Below are 14,787 nucleotides of genomic sequence, written 5' to 3' on the forward strand. Positions count from 1 at the left end.
AGACGTCGCGCCTGCCGTTAACCTCATCTTGGCGCGAAGGGGGGCCTATACACCCGCAAATGGCTGCTGGCCACCGTTACGGCAAGGACGGCATGCCAGAGCGCGAAATTGCGAATCCCATCAAGCGATTGGCACCACCCACTGCAACATGGATTCAGGCACTTCAGCGACCGATTCAACGCGTTCGGACGTTGATTCAACCGCCCCCCCAAGACAGGACAGCCCCATGCCCAAGCGCAGCGTTTCGTCGGACCGCGTCTACAAGAGCCGGCTGCCCTTCGCCCAGGCGACGATCGCCGGCGACTTCATGTTCGTCTGCTGCGTCGGCGCCGATCTGCAGGGCAAATACGCGATCGGCGACGCAAGGCGGCAGACCCAGCAATGCATCGACAACATCAGGGCCCTGCTCGAGGAAGCCGGGGCGGGCCTGAAGGATATCGTCAAGTGCACGGTCTACGTCACCGAGCGGACCTATTGGGAGCCGATGAACGAGGTCTATTTCGCGAATTTCGCGGAAGAGCCGCTGCACCGCGTCTCCTGCATCGTCAACGGGCTGGGCTCGCCCGACTGCCTCGTCGAGATCGACGCGACCGCCTATCTCGGCAAGGCGGATTGAGGCAGCGCGCAGTTTGATGCACTGCTTGCATCAATCGCTCCGGCATTTGCATTTCACACCTGCCCGCAAAGACCATTGTCTCGCCCGCGCGGCGCGGCTGAAGATGGCCGCGCATCAATAACGCCCATTGCGGCGACGGGAGGGACCATGAAGCGTCATATTCTGGCGGCCGCTTTCGGCCTGGCATGCAGCCTTGGATCGGCACAGGCCCAGCAGGCGCAGGAGCCGATCTCGCTGCGGGGAATGGGCTCCTTCCATGTCGGCGGCAAGCTGGTCGAGCTCTCCGGCCGGCCGGTCAAGGACGTCGTGTTCACCCCGGGCGGCACGCCGGCCCGCGTCGACCCGAACGGCACCTACCAGACCGGGCAGATGTATGTGCAGTACTTCCTGCCTCAGAACGAGAAAGGCAGCGTGCCGCTCCTGCTCTGGCATGGCGGCGGCATGACCGGCGTCAATTACGAGACGACGCCTGACGGGCGCCAGGGCTGGCTCGAATTCTTCCTGCGCAAGGGCTGGTCGGTCTACAACTCCGACGCGGTCGAGCGCGGGCGCTCGGGCTGGGCGATGTATCCCGACGTGATCCCTGGCGAGCCGGTGTTCCTGACCACGGCGAATCCGTTCGAGCGCTTCCGCATCGGTGCGAGCGGCGGCTATGACGGCGATGCGGCCAAGCGCAAATACCTGCCAGGCAGCCAGTTCCCGGCCGAAGGCTACGACAACTTCGTCAAGCAGATCGTGCCGCGCTGGACCTCCACCGACCAGATGATCATCGACGCCTATATCGCCGAGGTCGACAAGGTCTGCCCCTGCGTGATCGCCTTCCACAGCCAGTCCGGCCAGTTCGGCTTCAAGGTGGCGCAGGCTCGGCCCGACAAGGTCAAGGCGCTGATCGCGGTCGAGCCGGCCGGCATCGGCGACCCGGCCAAGGCAGCGGCGCTGAAGGACATCCCCGTCCTGATGGTGTTCGGCGACTATATCGAGCAGGACGCGCGCTGGCCGACGATCCGCAAGACCGCGACCGATTTCGGCGACAAGATCAGCGCCGCCGGCGGCTCGGTCGAGGTCGTCAACCTGCCCACCGTCGGCATCAAGGGCAATTCGCACATGCTCATGCTGGACAAGAATAATCTTTCCGTCGCGCAGCTGATTCAGGACTGGCTGGCGAAGAAGGGCCTGACGAAATAGCCGGGAGTTCGCGCGCCTGCTCCAGCAGCCAGTCGCGGAACAGGCTGATCTTGCGTGCCGTCCGGCGCCGCACCGGGTAGGTCAGCCAATAGTCGTGGCCGCCAGCGAGCATAAGGTCGAAGGGCTGGATCAGCAGCCCTTCGCAAAGCTCGCGCCGGAAGAAGATCGGCGAGCACATGGCCGCGCCATTGCTGGCGAGCGCGGCCGTCACTTCGAGCTGCTGCACGGCGAGGTCAAAGCGCGGCTCTACCGACGTCGCCTCGGAATTGACGCCAGCGGCTGCGAACCAGCGATCCCAGGCCTCGGTCTTTCCGATGCGGTTCACACCCAGCAGGTCGGAAGGCTGCGGCGGCCGGCCAAGATCGCGAAACAGGTTCGGCCCACAAAGCGGGGTGAACTCGCTCTTCATCAGCCAGTGCGCCTCCAACCCTGGCCACTGACCGCCGCCACGGTGGATGGCAACGTCGCAATCGTCGCGCTGCGGATCGTGCGGGCCGACCTGCGTGACCATCCTCACCGCCAGCCCAGGATTCTCGCACTGAAACAGGCCGAGGCGCGGCACCAGCCAGTTCGAGGCAATGGTCGGCAGCGCCTGGATCGAGAGCACGCCCTCGGCCGTCTGCGTCACCGCGGCGAAAGCCGCGCGCAATCCATCGAAGGAATCCATTACCGACGACGCCAGGCGGTCGCCCGCCTCGGTCAGGACGACCCGGCGCGCCTGGCGCTGGAATAGTGGGAGGCCGAGGCGCTCCTCCAGCAGCTTGATCTGATAGCTCACCGCCGCCTGCGTCATGCCGAGCTCGACCGCGGCACGAGTGAAGCTGCCATGGCGCGCCGCCGCCTCGAAGGCGCGGACCGCGCTCAGCGGCGGCAGGCCTGTCGCCAGGTCATTCATCAGTAGACCTTATGTATCGGGCGTGAAATCCGGTTTGTCCTCGAGACCGATCGGCGGCATCCCTGAGCGCAATCGAAACCCGCCGCGGGAGCCGCCTCATGTCGGCCGAAGTTAGCAGGAATATTGGATATGTCAGCCTTATGCCTGCGCTGCGTGCCACCTTGGCCCGCATTCGGCAATTCCGGCGCAGTCGTCTGGTCGCGCTCGACGATCGCCTCGACCAGGAGGGCCTGAGCCCTCACATGGCGCGCGATCTCGGCCTCAATGATGCAAGCCTGATTTATGACAGCAGCCGCGCAGACCGCGGCGGCTGATACTGTTCAGAGCGCACTCTTGCGCGGCGTGCGCATAGTGACGAGTTCCTCGGCCGCGCTCGGATGCAGCGCGACGGTCCGATCGAAATCGGCCTTGGTCGCACCCATGGTGACGGCGATCGCGACCGACTGGACGATCTCGCCGGCGTCATGGCCGAGGATGTGGACGCCAACGACCCGGTCGGTCTCGGCATCGACGACGAGCTTCATGTAGATGCGCTCGTCGCGGCCCGAGATCGTCGCCTTCATTGCCCGGAAGCCGGTCTCGAAGATGCGCAGCTGACGGCCCGTCGCCAGCGCCTGCTGCTCGGTGAGACCGACACTGCCGAGCTCCGGCGTGGTAAATACGGCCGACGCGACGAGCGCATGGTCGACCGTCCATGGCTTGCCGCCGAAGGTCGAGTCGGCGAAGGCGTGGCCCTCGCGGATCGCGACAGGAGTCAGGTTGACGCGGTCGGTGACGTCTCCGACAGCAGCGATCGATTGGACATTGGAGAGCGAGGCGGCATCGACCAGGACTTGGCCGGTCGGGCCGAGCTTGACACCGGCCGCCTCGAGGCCGAGCCCGGCCGTGTTCGGACGGCGCCCTGTCGCGACGAGGACGACATCCGCATCGATCGGCGCGCCATGGGCGCAATGAGCGCGGCGCGAGCCGTCCGGCAGCAACTCGATGCGATTGACCGTGCAGCCAAGACGCAGCGTGATGCCGGCATGGCCGAGCGCATCGCGCAGGCGCGAGCGCAGATCCTCGTCGAAGCCGCGCAGGACATTGTCGCCGCGATGCAGCAGCGTGACCGCGACGCCGAGCCGCGCGAAGACGCTGGCGAATTCGAGGGCGATGTAGCCGCCGCCGACGACGAGCATGCGCTTGGGCAGGCTCGGCAGATGGAAGACCTCGTTCGAGGAGATGCCGAGCTCGCCGCCGGGGATCGGCGGCTCGAAGGCCGGATGACCGCCGGTGGCGACAAGGATATGGCGGGCGCTGACCACCTTGCCGCTCTTCTGGAGCCGGACCGCATGCGGCCCTTCGACGACGGCGCGCTCCTCGCGAATCTCGACCATCGCGGCGTCGAGCCCCTTGCGATAGAGGCCGGAGAGCCGCGTCACCTCATTGGCGACGGCATCGCGCAGCGTCGGCCAGTCGAATTCCGGCTTGCCGATGTTCCAACCAAAGCCAGCGGCATCCTCGAACTCGTCGGCGAAGCGGCTGGCATAGACGAAGAGCTTCTTCGGCACGCAACCGCGGATGACGCAGGTGCCGCCGATGCGGTCCTCCTCGGCGATCATCACGCGGGCACCATGGCCGGCGGCGATGCGGGCGGCGCGCGTACCGCCCGATCCCGCGCCGATGACGAAGAGATCGACGTTGAACTCAGCCATGAGCGTCTCCCTGCCGCGGCGCGGCATCCATAGCGAACCAGAGAGTGGCGGCGCCGAGCCCGGCGATCCACCAGCCTTGCCAGGCCCCGTGTCCGACGGTTGCGATCGAGAACGCCGCGGTGAAGATGGCGAGGCGCGGCGCCAGCTCCACGGCTGGCAACTGCCGCAGCCGAGCAAGCAGCAAAAGGCCGGCGAGCGTCAGCAGGCCAGCGCCGATGACACCGGTCTCCGCCCAGGCCTGCAGGGGCATGTCGTGCGGATGGCCCACCCCCAGCAACACCCTATGCTCAGCCGAAACCTCCGCCGCCACCTTGTGTTCATGCATGGTCGCCGAAGTGCCGAAGCCGGCGCCGGCGATCGGCCGGGCTCGCGCCACCTCGCCGAAACTGTCCCAGATGTCGATACGCGCCTGGGCGCTCATGACATCAAGCCGATTGAGCACGAAGGACGGCACCAGCTTTTCGGCGATTGGACCGAGCCACGGGGCGATCGCCATGGTCAGGACGAAGGCGAGCGCGGTCGCCGCGAGCGCGACACGCGGCACGATGGCGGCGAAGGCCCAGCAGAGGATCAACACGAGCGCGCCGAGCTTGGCGGCCTCGCTTTCCGAGCGGAAGACAAAGACGACGACGGCAGCCGCCAGCAAGGCGGCCAGGACGCGGTCGAGCCACCCCGCCGACCGCGACCAGAGCGCGTGGGCAGTCGGTACGGCGAGCAAGAGGAGGACGATCGCCGGGCGGTTGAAGACGAAACTCATCATCTTGCCGGTGCCGAGCGCGGCGCGCTGGGACAGACCGGAGGCGAGTTCGATCATTACGAGTACAGCGGCGGCGATGATGGCCAAGGCAAGCGCGCGCAAAAGGGGCAGCGTCGGCCGCCATTGCCCGGACGCCGCGATCGCTAGCGCGAACCCAATCGGCAGGACCAGTTCTCCCCAGGCCTGCAGGGACCCAGAAAGCTTGTGGCTCCAGCCGATCGAGATCAAGGCCCAGGCGAGGAAGGCGGCGATTGCAAGCGCCACCTGCGCTGTGAGCAGCCGACGCAGGCGCGCGATGCTCGCACCCGCCGGCTCCGACAACAGCGCCGCACCAAGGAAAGCCGCGGCGGCGAGGCCGAGCATCAGCGGCGCGGAGCGGTTCGCCAGCCACATCGCAAGCGGCATCAGCACGAGGCAGACCCCGCCGGCGACGCGAAGGCCTCGGCTTGCCGCCGGCTCGCCTGCACGCGACGGTGACGCATCCGAATGGGCTGACGGAGAGGTCTGACTCATGTGCTGGGGCTTACGCGATGGGGCATGCCGCGCCTAGAGCATGTTCCGCAGATGTGAGCACCGCTTTTGCGGGGAGGCTGGAGCCGGCCGAACGGAATGCGCGGTAGAGGCTTACGACCTTTGGCGACGCCGGCCGCGGTTACTTGTCGAATTTTCGTGCGCTCGCAGGCCTCTCAGGCGAAACATCTTGACTTGTGATTATGCAATCAGGCGCAATTGATCCGCGGTCCGATGCGGTGCCACAGGCGAGCGTCAACAATCGGTGCGCCCGCAGCGTGCCATCAGGGAGGTAACTATGCTGACGTCCTTCATCAAGCGCGGGGCCGTAGCCGCCGTCGCGCTCGCAGGCCTCACCACGGCCGCCTTCGCCCAGATGGAACTGAAGATCATGGCTCCGGCAGCCCCGGGCGGCGGCTGGGACGGCACGGCGCGCTCGATGCAGCAGGCGCTGACGGCCGCCGGCATCGCCAAGAGCGTCCAGGTCACCAACGTCACCGGCGCCGGCGGCACCATCGGCCTCGCCCAGCTGATCGGCGCCAAGGGCGACGGCCACCAGCTGATGGTCAACGGCTTCGTGATGGTCGGCGCGATCCTGCTCAACAAATCGCCGGTGAACCTGACGCAGACCACACCGATCGCACGGCTCACGGCCGAGGCGCTGGTCATCGTCGTGCCGACGGATTCGCCGGTCAAGAACGCCAAGGACCTTGCCGACCGCGTCAAGGCCGATCCGGCCAAGGTGACCTGGGCCGGCGGCTCGGCCGGCGGCGCCGACCACATCCTCGCCGCCCTCTTCGCGGAAGCCGCCGGCGGCGACGCGAAGAAGATCAACTACATCCCGTTCTCGGGCGGCGGCGAAGCGCTTGCCGCCATGCTGGGCGGCCGCGTGACCGCTGGCATCTCGGGCTATGGCGAGTTCGAAGGCCAGATCAAGGCCGGCAAGCTGCGCGTGATCGGCGTCAGCGCCAGCAAGCGCCTGGAGAACGCTCCGGATGCCCCGACCCTGAAGGAAGGTGGCGTCAACCTCGAGCTCCTGAACTGGCGCTCGGTCGTTGCTCCCCCCGGCCTCAGCGACGCGCAGAAGAAGGATCTCTCCGGCGCGGTCGAAAAGCTGGTCAAGTCGAAGGAATGGACCGAGATCCTCAAGGCCCGCGGCTGGGATGACGCCTATCTCGGCGCAGCCGAGTTCGACAGCTTCCTGAAGACCGAGACAGTCCGCGTCGAGAAGGTGATGAAGGATGTCGGCCTGGTGAAGTGAGGCCCTGAGACGTCGACGAGGGCGGGCTGCCGCAAGGCCGTCCGCCCTTTTTCACCTTTGCTCCAGCCAGACGGCCGCGCCCATGTCCCGCTCCTTCGACCGCCCCGCCCTCGTCGTCGGGCTCCTTCTCCTGGCGGCAGCGGCGATCGTCGCCTTCGACGCCTCGCGCCAGACGATCACCTCGAACTATGGGGTCGGGCCAACGGCGATGCCCTATGTCGTCTGCATCGGCCTCACCGTACTCGGGCTGGCGCACTTCATCGTTGCCTTCAAGGACGGGTTGCCGAAGCCGGAAGAGGCCGACCGCAAAGCTCTGCTCTGGATCATCGGCGGCTTGGTCGGGCTCGTCGCCTGCATCGCGCTCGGCGGCGGCTTCATCATCGCCACCGCGATCATCTTCGCCTGCACGGCGCGCGGCTTCGGACGCGATGCGCTTGTTGTCGACATCGTCATCGGGGCGGTGCTCGGCACCATCATCTATGTGGTCTTCCTCAAGCTCCTGACCCTGTCATTGCCGGCCGGGCCGCTCGAAGCGCTGCTGAGCTGAAGGAGCACACACATGGAAACCCTGCTCTCGCTCGCCAACGGCTTCTCCGTCGCCCTCGAGCCCTCCAAGCTGCTGTTCTGCCTGATCGGCGTCTTCCTCGGCACCGCCGTCGGCGTGCTGCCCGGCATCGGCCCGGCGCTCACCGTGGCACTGCTGCTGCCGGTCACCTTCAAGCTCGATCCGGCCGGCTCGCTGATCATGTTCGCCGGCATCTACTATGGCGGCATGTATGGCGGCTCGACCACCGCGATTCTGCTCAACGCTCCCGGCGAGAGTGCCTCGCTCGCGACCGCGCTCGAAGGCTCGAAGATGGCCAAGGCCGGCCGCGGCGGCCCGGCCCTGGCGACGGCGGCGATCGGTTCGTTCGTCGCCGGCCTGATCGCCACGATCGGCCTCGCCTTCCTGGCGCCCTGGCTGGTCGAGCTCGCGGTCAAGTTCGGACCCTGGGACTATTTCGCCCTGATGATCGTCGCCTTCGTCACGGTGTCCGCGACCTTCGGCGATTCCCCCCTGCGCGGCCTGACCAGCCTGTTCCTCGGCATGCTGCTCGGGCTCATCGGCATCGACAAGCTGACCGGCCAGGCGCGTCTGACCTTCGGCGTGCCGGAACTGCTCAACGGCGTCGAGGTGACGACGCTGGCAGTCGGCCTGTTCGCCGTGGGCGAAGCGCTCTACGTCGCCTCGAAGCGCTGGCGCGAGCCGGAAGAGATCATCCCGATCAAGGGCTCGCTCTGGATGAGCAAGCAGGACTGGAAGCGCTCCTGGGCACCCTGGCTGCGCGGCACCGCCTTCGGCTTCCCGATCGGCGCGCTGCCAGCAGGCGGCGCCGAGGTTCCGACCTTCCTCAGCTATTCGACCGAGAAGAAGCTCTGCAAATATCCGGAGGAATTCGGCAAGGGCGCGATCGAGGGCGTCGCCGGACCGGAGGCGGCCAACAACGCCTCCGCCGCCGGCACGCTGGTGCCGCTGCTGACGCTCGGCCTGCCAACCTCCGCAACGGCTGCGATCATGCTCGCCGGCTTCCAGCAATACGGCCTCAACCCCGGCCCGCTGCTCTTCGCCGAGAAGCCCGACCTGGTCTGGGGCCTGATCGCCTCGCTCTTCGTCGCCAACGTCATGCTGGTGATCCTGAACCTGCCGCTGATCGGGCTCTGGGTCCGGCTGCTGGCGATCCCGCAGCCCTGGCTCTATGCCGGCATCCTGGTCTTCGCGACCATGGGCACGCTCGCGGTCAACCCCTCGCCGGTCGAGCTCGGCATGCTCTTCGGCTTCGGCTATCTCGGCTATCTGATGCGGCGCTACGATTATCCGGTCGCGCCGATGGTGGTCGGACTGATCCTCGGGCCGATGGCGGAGGCGCAATTGCGCCGCGCGCTGCAGATCAGTCTCGGCGATCCGATGATCCTGCTCGAGAACCCGATCTCGGCAACGCTGCTCGGCATCGCCTTCATCGCACTGGTCGCACCCTTCGTGATGAGCGGGCTGAACAAGTTCAAGGCGGCGGAAGACTAGATTGACCGCGCGACGCACAACCGGGGCAGCACGCCCCGGTTGCGCTTGAACAAATATGGCGTGACTGTGTTCTCCTCTTCACCGGCCCTGCGGCCCGTCGAGCGAGGAAGAACCATGAGCGACACGACGCTACCCCCGTCCGCCGTACAAACCGAAGGCGCCGAACCCAGCCTCCATCGCGTGATGGGGCCATGGCTGCTGCTGCTCTTCATCGTCGGCGACATTCTCGGCACCGGCATCTACGCGCTCACCGGCCAGGTGGCGAAACAGGTCGGCGGCGTCGTCTGGCTGCCCTTCCTGGTCGCCTTCGTCGTCGCGATGATCACGGCGTTCAGCTATCTCGAACTGGTGACGAAGTATCCGCGCGCCGCTGGCGCCGCGCTCTATACGCACAAGGCCTTCGGCATCCACTTCATCACCTTCATCGTCGCCTTCGCCGTGATGTGCTCGGGCATCACATCGGCCTCGACCGCCTCGCGTGCTTTCGCCGCCAACATGTCGCACGCTTTCGGGCTGAACCTCGCTGGCGGAATCGGCATCACCATCGTTGGCCTCGCCTTCATGGCGCTGGTCGCCGCGATCAATTTCCGCGGTGTCGGCGAGAGCGTGAAGGCCAATGTCGTCCTCACCTGCGTCGAGCTGACCGGCCTACTGATTGTGATCTTCGTCGGCCTGTGGGCGATCGCCGCCGGCCAGGGCGACGTCTCGCGCATCACGCAGTTCAAGCCGGCGGGCGATGGCGGCCTGTTCTGGCCTGTGATCGCGGCGACGACCCTCGCCTTCTTCGCCATGGTCGGCTTTGAGGACTCGGTCAACATGGCCGAGGAAACCAAGGACCCGACACGAACCTTCCCGAAGATCCTGCTCGCCGGCCTTGTCATCACCGGCACGATCTACGTGCTGGTGTCGATCTCAGCCATCACACTGGTCTCGCCCGAACAGCTCGGCGAAGGCGAGACGCCGCTGCTCAAGGTGGTCGCGGCCGGTGCGCCCAACTTCCCGATCTGGATCTTCGGCTTCATCACCATGTTCGCGGTCGCCAACAGCGCCCTGATCAACATGCTGATGGCGAGCCGGCTGGTCTACGGCATGAGCCGCGAGCACGTGCTGCCGCCGGCGCTCGGCAAGGTCCATCCGACGCGCCGCAGCCCTTACGTCGCGATCGGCTTCACCACGCTGCTCGCCTTCGCGCTGATCACCTTCGTCGGTGAGGTGCCGGCGCTGGGCGGCACGACCGCGCTGCTGCTGCTCTGCGTCTTCACGGTCGTCAACATCGCCGTGCTGATGCTGCGCAAGGACACGGTCGAGCACGAGCACTTCCGCACGCCGACGATCCTGCCGATCGCCGGGGCGATCTCCTGCGCCTTTTTTGCCGGTCCCTGGACCGGGCGCGACCCGGTCCAGTACAAGATCGCCGGCATCCTGATCGGCATCGGCATCGTGCTCTGGTTCGTCACCGTGATGGTCAACCGCGCCGCTGGCGTGCGGCCGAGCGACCCGACGGTGGAAGACCTCGGCAGAGGCGGGCCGGTGAACTGAACGCCAAGAAAAAGGCCGCCGGTTTCGCCGGCGGCCTTTTTTTGCTATCGAGAGCCAGGCTTTCAGCTCAGAGCTGATGGCCGCGCTTGCGCATCTCGGCCTGGAAGAGGTCGAAAAGCCGGTTGCTGGTCGCGGTGCTCCAGGGCTGCAGCAACGCGAATATCTCATCGATCACCTGCGGACGATAGGAATTGTAGCGCTGGCCGACGGGCGAGTTGAAGAAAGCCGCGACGTCCTTGAGGTCGGCCTCGGTCATCTTGCTGGCAAAAATCCGGGCCGAGCCGTCGACGATCTCGTCGCGCCGGAGATCGGCCTCGGCCTTGAGCGCGGTCAGGACCTCGTCCATGTCCTTCTTCAGCTCGGGCCGGGTCGAGCCGATGTTCTGCCGGACACCGGCGGTGAATTCGGCGTAGATCGACTCGAAGGACTGCGACAGGCCGGAAGAGATCACGACCTCGCGGGCAGCCTTGAGATGCTCCGGCGTCGGCGCCTGCTGCGCGTGTGCGGGCACCATGAACAACGCCAGCGAAAAAAGCGCGCCTGCCAGGCTGTGACGGATCATGCGGTTACCCCTTCGTCGATCGTCCGGAATGCGGCGATTCCATTGTTTTGGCGCGGCAACGTCCCTGACCAAGAGCAGCCGCCGGCCGCTCTTAGAACATGTCCAGCCAAAGTGGAAACCACTTTTGCGGCCGGATCAGGTCGTCAAGCTAGTCTCAACGGCGCTCGGCGGCAGGATCGCCGAGGACGCGGACGCCGTCGGCTCCGGCGAGGAAGGCCGCCGTCGCCAGGCCGAGAAACAAGCCGTGCTCGACCACCCCGGGAACCTGGTTGAGTGCCAGCCCCAGCACCTCGGGCAATTCGATCCGGCCAAGATGCGCGTCGAGGATGTAGTGGCCGCCATCGGTCAGCAGCGTCGAACCATCGGGACGCTTTCGCAGAATGAGCTCGCCATGCGCGCCGGCCGAAGCGATCGCAGCAGCAACCGCCCGGCGCGTCGCCTCGAGCCCGAAGGGCACGACCTCGATCGGCAGCGGGAAGCGGCCGAGCGTCTCGACCTGTTTGCCGGTGTCGGCGATCACGATCATGCGCTTCGAAGCGGCGGCAACGATCTTCTCGCGCAGATGCGCGGCGCCGCCGCCCTTGATCAGCCGCAAGGCGCTGTCGAGTTCGTCGGCGCCGTCGATGGTGAGGTCGAGCTCTGGCGTCTCGTCGAGGGTCGACATCGGGATACCGAGACCGAGCGCCTGCGCCTGCGTTGCCTCCGAGGTCGCGACACAAAGCACCTCCAGGCCGGCAGCGACCTTCGCCCCGAGCCCGTCGACGAAGAGCTTCGCGGTCGAGCCGGTGCCGAGGCCGAGACGCATGCCCGGCCGCACCAGCTCCAGCGCCGCCAGCGCGGCGGCCTTCTTCAGTTCCTCGCTCACGCGCCGAGCCCACCCATCAGCATGTACTTGATCTCGACGAACTCCTCGATGCCGTGGAGCGAGCCCTCGCGGCCGAGGCCGGATTCCTTGACGCCGCCAAAGGGCGCGACCTCGGTGCCGAGAATGGCCGAATTGACGCCGACCATGCCGTATTCGAGCTCCTCGGCGACGCGGAAGGCGCGGCCGAGATCCTTCGTGTAGAAGTACGCTGCCAGGCCGAACGGCGTGTCGTTGGCCATGGCGACGACCTCATCCTCGCTCGTGAAGCGATAGACCGGCGCGATCGGCCCGAAGGTCTCCTCGCGCGTCACCAGCATCTTGGTGGTGACGCCGGAGATCACCGTCGGCTCGTAGAAGGTGCGGCCGAGCGCATGGCGGCGGCCGCCGACCATCACCTTGGCGCCGTTGGCGACCGCATCAGCGACGTGGCGCTCGACCTTCTCGACCGCGCGCTCGTTGATCAGCGGTCCCTGCACGACGCCGACCTCGACGCCGTTGCCGACCTTCATCTTTGCGACCTCGCCGGCGAATTTGGCGACGAAGTCATCATGGATGCCGTCCTGGACGAAGAGCCGGTTGGTGCAGACGCAGGTCTGGCCCATGTTGCGGAACTTGGCGATGATCGCGCCCTCGACCGCCTTGTCGAGATCGGCATCGTCGAAGACGATGAAGGGGGCATTGCCGCCGAGCTCGAGCCCGACCTTCTTCACCGTCGTGGCCGCCTGCTGCATCAGGAGCTTGCCGACCGGAGTCGAGCCGGTGAAGCCGATGAAGCGCACCGCCGGGTGGCTGGTCATCACGCCGCCGATCGCGACTGCGTCGCCGGTGACGATGTTGATGACGCCCTTGGGGAAGCCAGCCCGTTCGGCGAGCACGACCAGCGCCAGCGCGGTCAGCGGGGTGTCGGGAGCAGGCTTGACCACGAAGGTGCAGCCCGCCGCCAGACCCGGCGCGCATTTGCGGGTGATCATCGCCGCCGGGAAATTCCAGGGTGTGATCGCGGCGCAGACGCCGACCGGCTGCTTTGCGACGATGATGCGCGAATTCGGGAAGGGCGAGGGAATGGTCTCGCCATAGATGCGCTTGGCCTCCTCGGCGTAGAACTCGACGAAGGAGGCGGCATAGGCGACCTCGCCGCGGGCTTCGCTGAGCGGCTTGCCCTGCTCGGCCGTCATGATCTGCGCCAGGTCCTCCTGGTTCGCCATGATCAGATCGAACCATTTGCGCAGGATGACCGAGCGCTCCTTGGCGCTCTTCTTGGCCCAGGGCTTGAAAGCGCGCGAGGCGGCCTCGACCGCGGCGGTGGTCTCGTCGGCGCCGAAGCGCGGCACCTTGGCCAGCACCTCTCCCGTCGCCGGATTGTCGACCACATCGACGCCATCGCCGATCCAGGCGCCATCGACATGGCACTGCGAACGCAGCAGCGAGGGATCCTTGAGCGTCAGCATGCGAGCCTCCGGCGGCGTGAGCGGGTTGCCGGGGCTCTAGCACGTGGCGCGAGCGCTTGCCGATAGCAAAACGCCGCATGCAGGCGGTGCGCGGAATGCAGTTACTGTTCGGCCACCAGTCCGTCGGCAGCCGCTATTTCGCCATCGGCGTGCAGACGACCTTGTCGTCGAAGACGTAGCAGACGCTGAGCTCACCGGTGCGGACATTGGCGCGGAAGATGCCGCCTTCGCGCTCATGGCGCGAGGGGACGAGAACATAGTCGCTTGGCGCCTGCGGGCCGGCCCCCTCGCCCGCCGGGAAGCAGACAGTGATGCCGACGCCGCCCTCCTTGAGCTGGAACTGGCAGGCACCGACTTCGCCCGTCGCCTTGTCGATGCGATAGACGCGATTGAGGTCGGTCTGCGGGGCGGGTGCAAACTCGAACGGCGCAGCCAACGCCGCGCCGAAGACTGGCAAGACGAACAGGCCGGCGCCCAGCGCCCGGCCGAGGGAGCTTCTGGAACAGCTCGACAGTTTCGGCACCGCTACGACCCCTTTCGACGATTCGCCTGCACCCTATCATGCCGGCCGAGCCGTATCATCGCGATTGCGGCGGGGTCACGACGAGATGAAGTGGCTGTTGCCGAAGCGCCCTTGCCAAGCCGCGCCGACCGGCCTTTATGCGGATGGCCGCCCTACAGGATCGCTCATGTCCCTGCCCCCGATCGTCGTCTTCGATCTCGACGGCACCCTCGCCGAGACCGCTCCCGACATCATGCACACGCTCAATGTCATCCTCGAGCGCGAAGGGCTGCCGGCGCTGCCGATCGAGCGGGCGCGCGAACTGGTCGGCGCCGGTGCGCGAGCTTTGATCGAGCGCGGCTTCAAGGTCAGCGGCCGGCCGCTCGATGCCGAGAAGCTGGAGCAGTTGTTCGAGGAATTCCTGGTGATCTATGCCGGCGCGGTCGCCAAGGACTCTTACGTCCATGACGGCGTGACTGCCGCGCTCGACGCGCTCGCCGCCGACGGCTTCGTCTTCGCCGTCTGCACCAACAAGCCGATCCTGCACACGCGGCTGATCCTCGACCATTTCGGCATTACCGGGCGTTTCGCGGCGATCGCCGGGCGCGACAGCTTCCCCTTCTTCAAGCCCGATCCGCGCCATCTGACGCAGACCATCGCCGAGGCCGGCGCCGATCCGGCACGCGCAGTCATGGTCGGCGATTCGCGCACCGATGTGAGCACGGCGCGCGCCGCCGGCATCCCCGTGGTCTGCGTGCCCTTCGGCTATACCGACGTGCCTGTCGAGGCTCTCGATCCCGATCTGGTGATCCAGCACTTCAGCGAACTGCCCCAGGCAGTGCGCCGTCTGACCGGCGGCGAACCGGCGCTCGCTACTCATTCTTGACGGCGCAG

Annotated in this window: 15 protein-coding genes; 8 read left to right on the forward strand and 7 right to left on the reverse strand. The window is 66.7% G+C overall.

What is annotated here, in order from left to right:
- Positions 1 to 226 precede the first annotated feature (226 nt).
- Positions 227 to 616 (forward strand): RidA family protein, encoded by a 390-nt coding sequence (locus BLM15_RS11390; RefSeq protein WP_126112856.1) that lies wholly within the window; start codon positions 227 to 229, stop codon positions 614 to 616.
- 147 nt (positions 617 to 763) lie between these two features.
- Positions 764 to 1,801, forward strand: a complete 1,038-nt coding sequence (locus tag BLM15_RS11395) for an alpha/beta hydrolase (protein WP_126112857.1) — start codon at positions 764 to 766, stop codon at positions 1,799 to 1,801.
- Here BLM15_RS11395 and BLM15_RS11400 read toward each other — a convergent pair.
- A complete protein-coding gene (locus BLM15_RS11400) occupies positions 1,725 to 2,696 on the reverse strand; it encodes a LysR family transcriptional regulator (protein WP_126112858.1) in 972 nt (323 codons plus the stop codon). The two genes, BLM15_RS11395 and BLM15_RS11400, sit on opposite strands and share 77 nt — an antisense overlap.
- Positions 2,697 to 2,794: 98 nt before the next feature.
- Here BLM15_RS11400 and BLM15_RS11405 point away from each other — a divergent pair, with 98 nt between their 5' ends.
- On the forward strand, positions 2,795 to 3,010 hold the full coding sequence (locus tag BLM15_RS11405) for a hypothetical protein (RefSeq protein ID WP_126112859.1): 216 nt from the start codon (positions 2,795 to 2,797) through the stop codon (positions 3,008 to 3,010).
- 6 nt (positions 3,011 to 3,016) lie between these two features.
- Here BLM15_RS11405 and gor read toward each other — a convergent pair whose 3' ends face one another.
- Together gor and BLM15_RS11415 are read right to left on the reverse strand one after the other, a co-directional pair.
- Positions 3,017 to 4,390: a glutathione-disulfide reductase gene (gor, locus tag BLM15_RS11410; protein ID WP_126112860.1), complete on the reverse strand. Its 1,374-nt coding sequence runs from the start codon at positions 4,388 to 4,390 to the stop codon at positions 3,017 to 3,019.
- Complete coding sequence (locus tag BLM15_RS11415; RefSeq protein WP_236846727.1) at positions 4,383 to 5,552, reverse strand: O-antigen ligase family protein; 1,170 nt, start codon at positions 5,550 to 5,552, stop codon at positions 4,383 to 4,385. The genes gor and BLM15_RS11415 overlap by 8 nt, the downstream gene beginning before the upstream one ends.
- 403 nt (positions 5,553 to 5,955) lie before the next feature.
- On the opposite strand from BLM15_RS11415, the gene BLM15_RS11420 reads away from it, so the two are divergent.
- The 4 genes from BLM15_RS11420 (at position 5,956) to BLM15_RS11435 (ending at position 10,516) form a co-directional block, all read left to right on the forward strand.
- A complete protein-coding gene (locus BLM15_RS11420) occupies positions 5,956 to 6,918 on the forward strand; it encodes a Bug family tripartite tricarboxylate transporter substrate binding protein (protein WP_126112862.1) in 963 nt (320 codons plus the stop codon).
- Positions 6,919 to 7,000: 82 nt separating this feature from the next.
- Positions 7,001 to 7,465, forward strand: coding sequence for a tripartite tricarboxylate transporter TctB family protein (locus tag BLM15_RS11425; protein ID WP_126112863.1), 465 nt, complete (start codon positions 7,001 to 7,003; stop codon positions 7,463 to 7,465).
- A 12-nt stretch (positions 7,466 to 7,477) separates the two neighbouring features.
- On the forward strand, positions 7,478 to 8,977 hold the full coding sequence (locus BLM15_RS11430; RefSeq protein WP_126112864.1) for a tripartite tricarboxylate transporter permease: 1,500 nt from the start codon (positions 7,478 to 7,480) through the stop codon (positions 8,975 to 8,977).
- A 114-nt stretch (positions 8,978 to 9,091) separates the two neighbouring features.
- Positions 9,092 to 10,516 (forward strand): APC family permease, encoded by a 1,425-nt coding sequence (locus tag BLM15_RS11435; RefSeq protein WP_126112865.1) that lies wholly within the window; start codon positions 9,092 to 9,094, stop codon positions 10,514 to 10,516.
- 67 nt (positions 10,517 to 10,583) lie between these two features.
- On the opposite strand, the gene BLM15_RS11440 is transcribed toward BLM15_RS11435, so the two are convergent.
- The 4 genes from BLM15_RS11440 to BLM15_RS11455 all read right to left on the reverse strand — a co-directional run bounded on the left by BLM15_RS11440 (position 10,584) and on the right by BLM15_RS11455 (position 13,869).
- Positions 10,584 to 11,078 carry a DUF2059 domain-containing protein gene (locus BLM15_RS11440; protein ID WP_126112866.1) on the reverse strand — a complete coding sequence of 165 codons (495 nt, stop codon included), beginning with the start codon at positions 11,076 to 11,078 and terminating at the stop codon, positions 10,584 to 10,586.
- Positions 11,079 to 11,232: 154 nt separating this feature from the next.
- Positions 11,233 to 11,883: a ribose-5-phosphate isomerase RpiA gene (gene rpiA, locus BLM15_RS11445; RefSeq protein WP_236846731.1), complete on the reverse strand. Its 651-nt coding sequence runs from the start codon at positions 11,881 to 11,883 to the stop codon at positions 11,233 to 11,235.
- Between the two features lie 56 nt (positions 11,884 to 11,939).
- On the reverse strand, positions 11,940 to 13,391 hold the full coding sequence (locus tag BLM15_RS11450) for an NAD-dependent succinate-semialdehyde dehydrogenase (RefSeq protein WP_126112868.1): 1,452 nt from the start codon (positions 13,389 to 13,391) through the stop codon (positions 11,940 to 11,942).
- 133 nt (positions 13,392 to 13,524) lie between these two features.
- Positions 13,525 to 13,869 (reverse strand): hypothetical protein, encoded by a 345-nt coding sequence (locus BLM15_RS11455; RefSeq protein WP_236846732.1) that lies wholly within the window; start codon positions 13,867 to 13,869, stop codon positions 13,525 to 13,527.
- A 211-nt stretch (positions 13,870 to 14,080) separates the two neighbouring features.
- On the opposite strand from BLM15_RS11455, the gene gph reads away from it, so the two are divergent.
- Positions 14,081 to 14,779: a phosphoglycolate phosphatase gene (gph, locus tag BLM15_RS11460; RefSeq protein WP_126112869.1), complete on the forward strand. Its 699-nt coding sequence runs from the start codon at positions 14,081 to 14,083 to the stop codon at positions 14,777 to 14,779.
- Positions 14,780 to 14,787 lie beyond the last annotated feature (8 nt).

The sequence above is a fragment of the Bosea sp. Tri-49 genome, from assembly GCF_003952665.1.
Taxonomy (GTDB): Bacteria; Pseudomonadota; Alphaproteobacteria; order Rhizobiales; family Beijerinckiaceae; genus Allobosea.

What these genes read in the sequence shown, in the direction of transcription:
- BLM15_RS11390 (WP_126112856.1), top strand. Translation starts at nt 227, where the DNA reads ATGCCCAAGCGCAGCGTTTCGTCGGACCGCGTCTACAAGAGCCGGCTG.
- BLM15_RS11395 (WP_126112857.1), top strand. Translation starts at nt 764, where the DNA reads ATGAAGCGTCATATTCTGGCGGCCGCTTTCGGCCTGGCATGCAGCCTT.
- BLM15_RS11400 (WP_126112858.1), bottom strand. Translation starts at nt 2,696, where the DNA reads ATGAATGACCTGGCGACAGGCCTGCCGCCGCTGAGCGCGGTCCGCGCC.
- BLM15_RS11405 (WP_126112859.1), top strand. Translation starts at nt 2,795, where the DNA reads ATGTCGGCCGAAGTTAGCAGGAATATTGGATATGTCAGCCTTATGCCT.
- gor (WP_126112860.1), bottom strand. Translation starts at nt 4,390, where the DNA reads ATGGCTGAGTTCAACGTCGATCTCTTCGTCATCGGCGCGGGATCGGGC.
- BLM15_RS11415 (WP_236846727.1), bottom strand. Translation starts at nt 5,552, where the DNA reads ATGCCGCTTGCGATGTGGCTGGCGAACCGCTCCGCGCCGCTGATGCTC.
- BLM15_RS11420 (WP_126112862.1), top strand. Translation starts at nt 5,956, where the DNA reads ATGCTGACGTCCTTCATCAAGCGCGGGGCCGTAGCCGCCGTCGCGCTC.
- BLM15_RS11425 (WP_126112863.1), top strand. Translation starts at nt 7,001, where the DNA reads ATGTCCCGCTCCTTCGACCGCCCCGCCCTCGTCGTCGGGCTCCTTCTC.
- BLM15_RS11430 (WP_126112864.1), top strand. Translation starts at nt 7,478, where the DNA reads ATGGAAACCCTGCTCTCGCTCGCCAACGGCTTCTCCGTCGCCCTCGAG.
- BLM15_RS11435 (WP_126112865.1), top strand. Translation starts at nt 9,092, where the DNA reads ATGAGCGACACGACGCTACCCCCGTCCGCCGTACAAACCGAAGGCGCC.
- BLM15_RS11440 (WP_126112866.1), bottom strand. Translation starts at nt 11,078, where the DNA reads ATGATCCGTCACAGCCTGGCAGGCGCGCTTTTTTCGCTGGCGTTGTTC.
- rpiA (WP_236846731.1), bottom strand. Translation starts at nt 11,883, where the DNA reads ATGCGTCTCGGCCTCGGCACCGGCTCGACCGCGAAGCTCTTCGTCGAC.
- BLM15_RS11450 (WP_126112868.1), bottom strand. Translation starts at nt 13,391, where the DNA reads ATGCTGACGCTCAAGGATCCCTCGCTGCTGCGTTCGCAGTGCCATGTC.
- gph (WP_126112869.1), top strand. Translation starts at nt 14,081, where the DNA reads ATGTCCCTGCCCCCGATCGTCGTCTTCGATCTCGACGGCACCCTCGCC.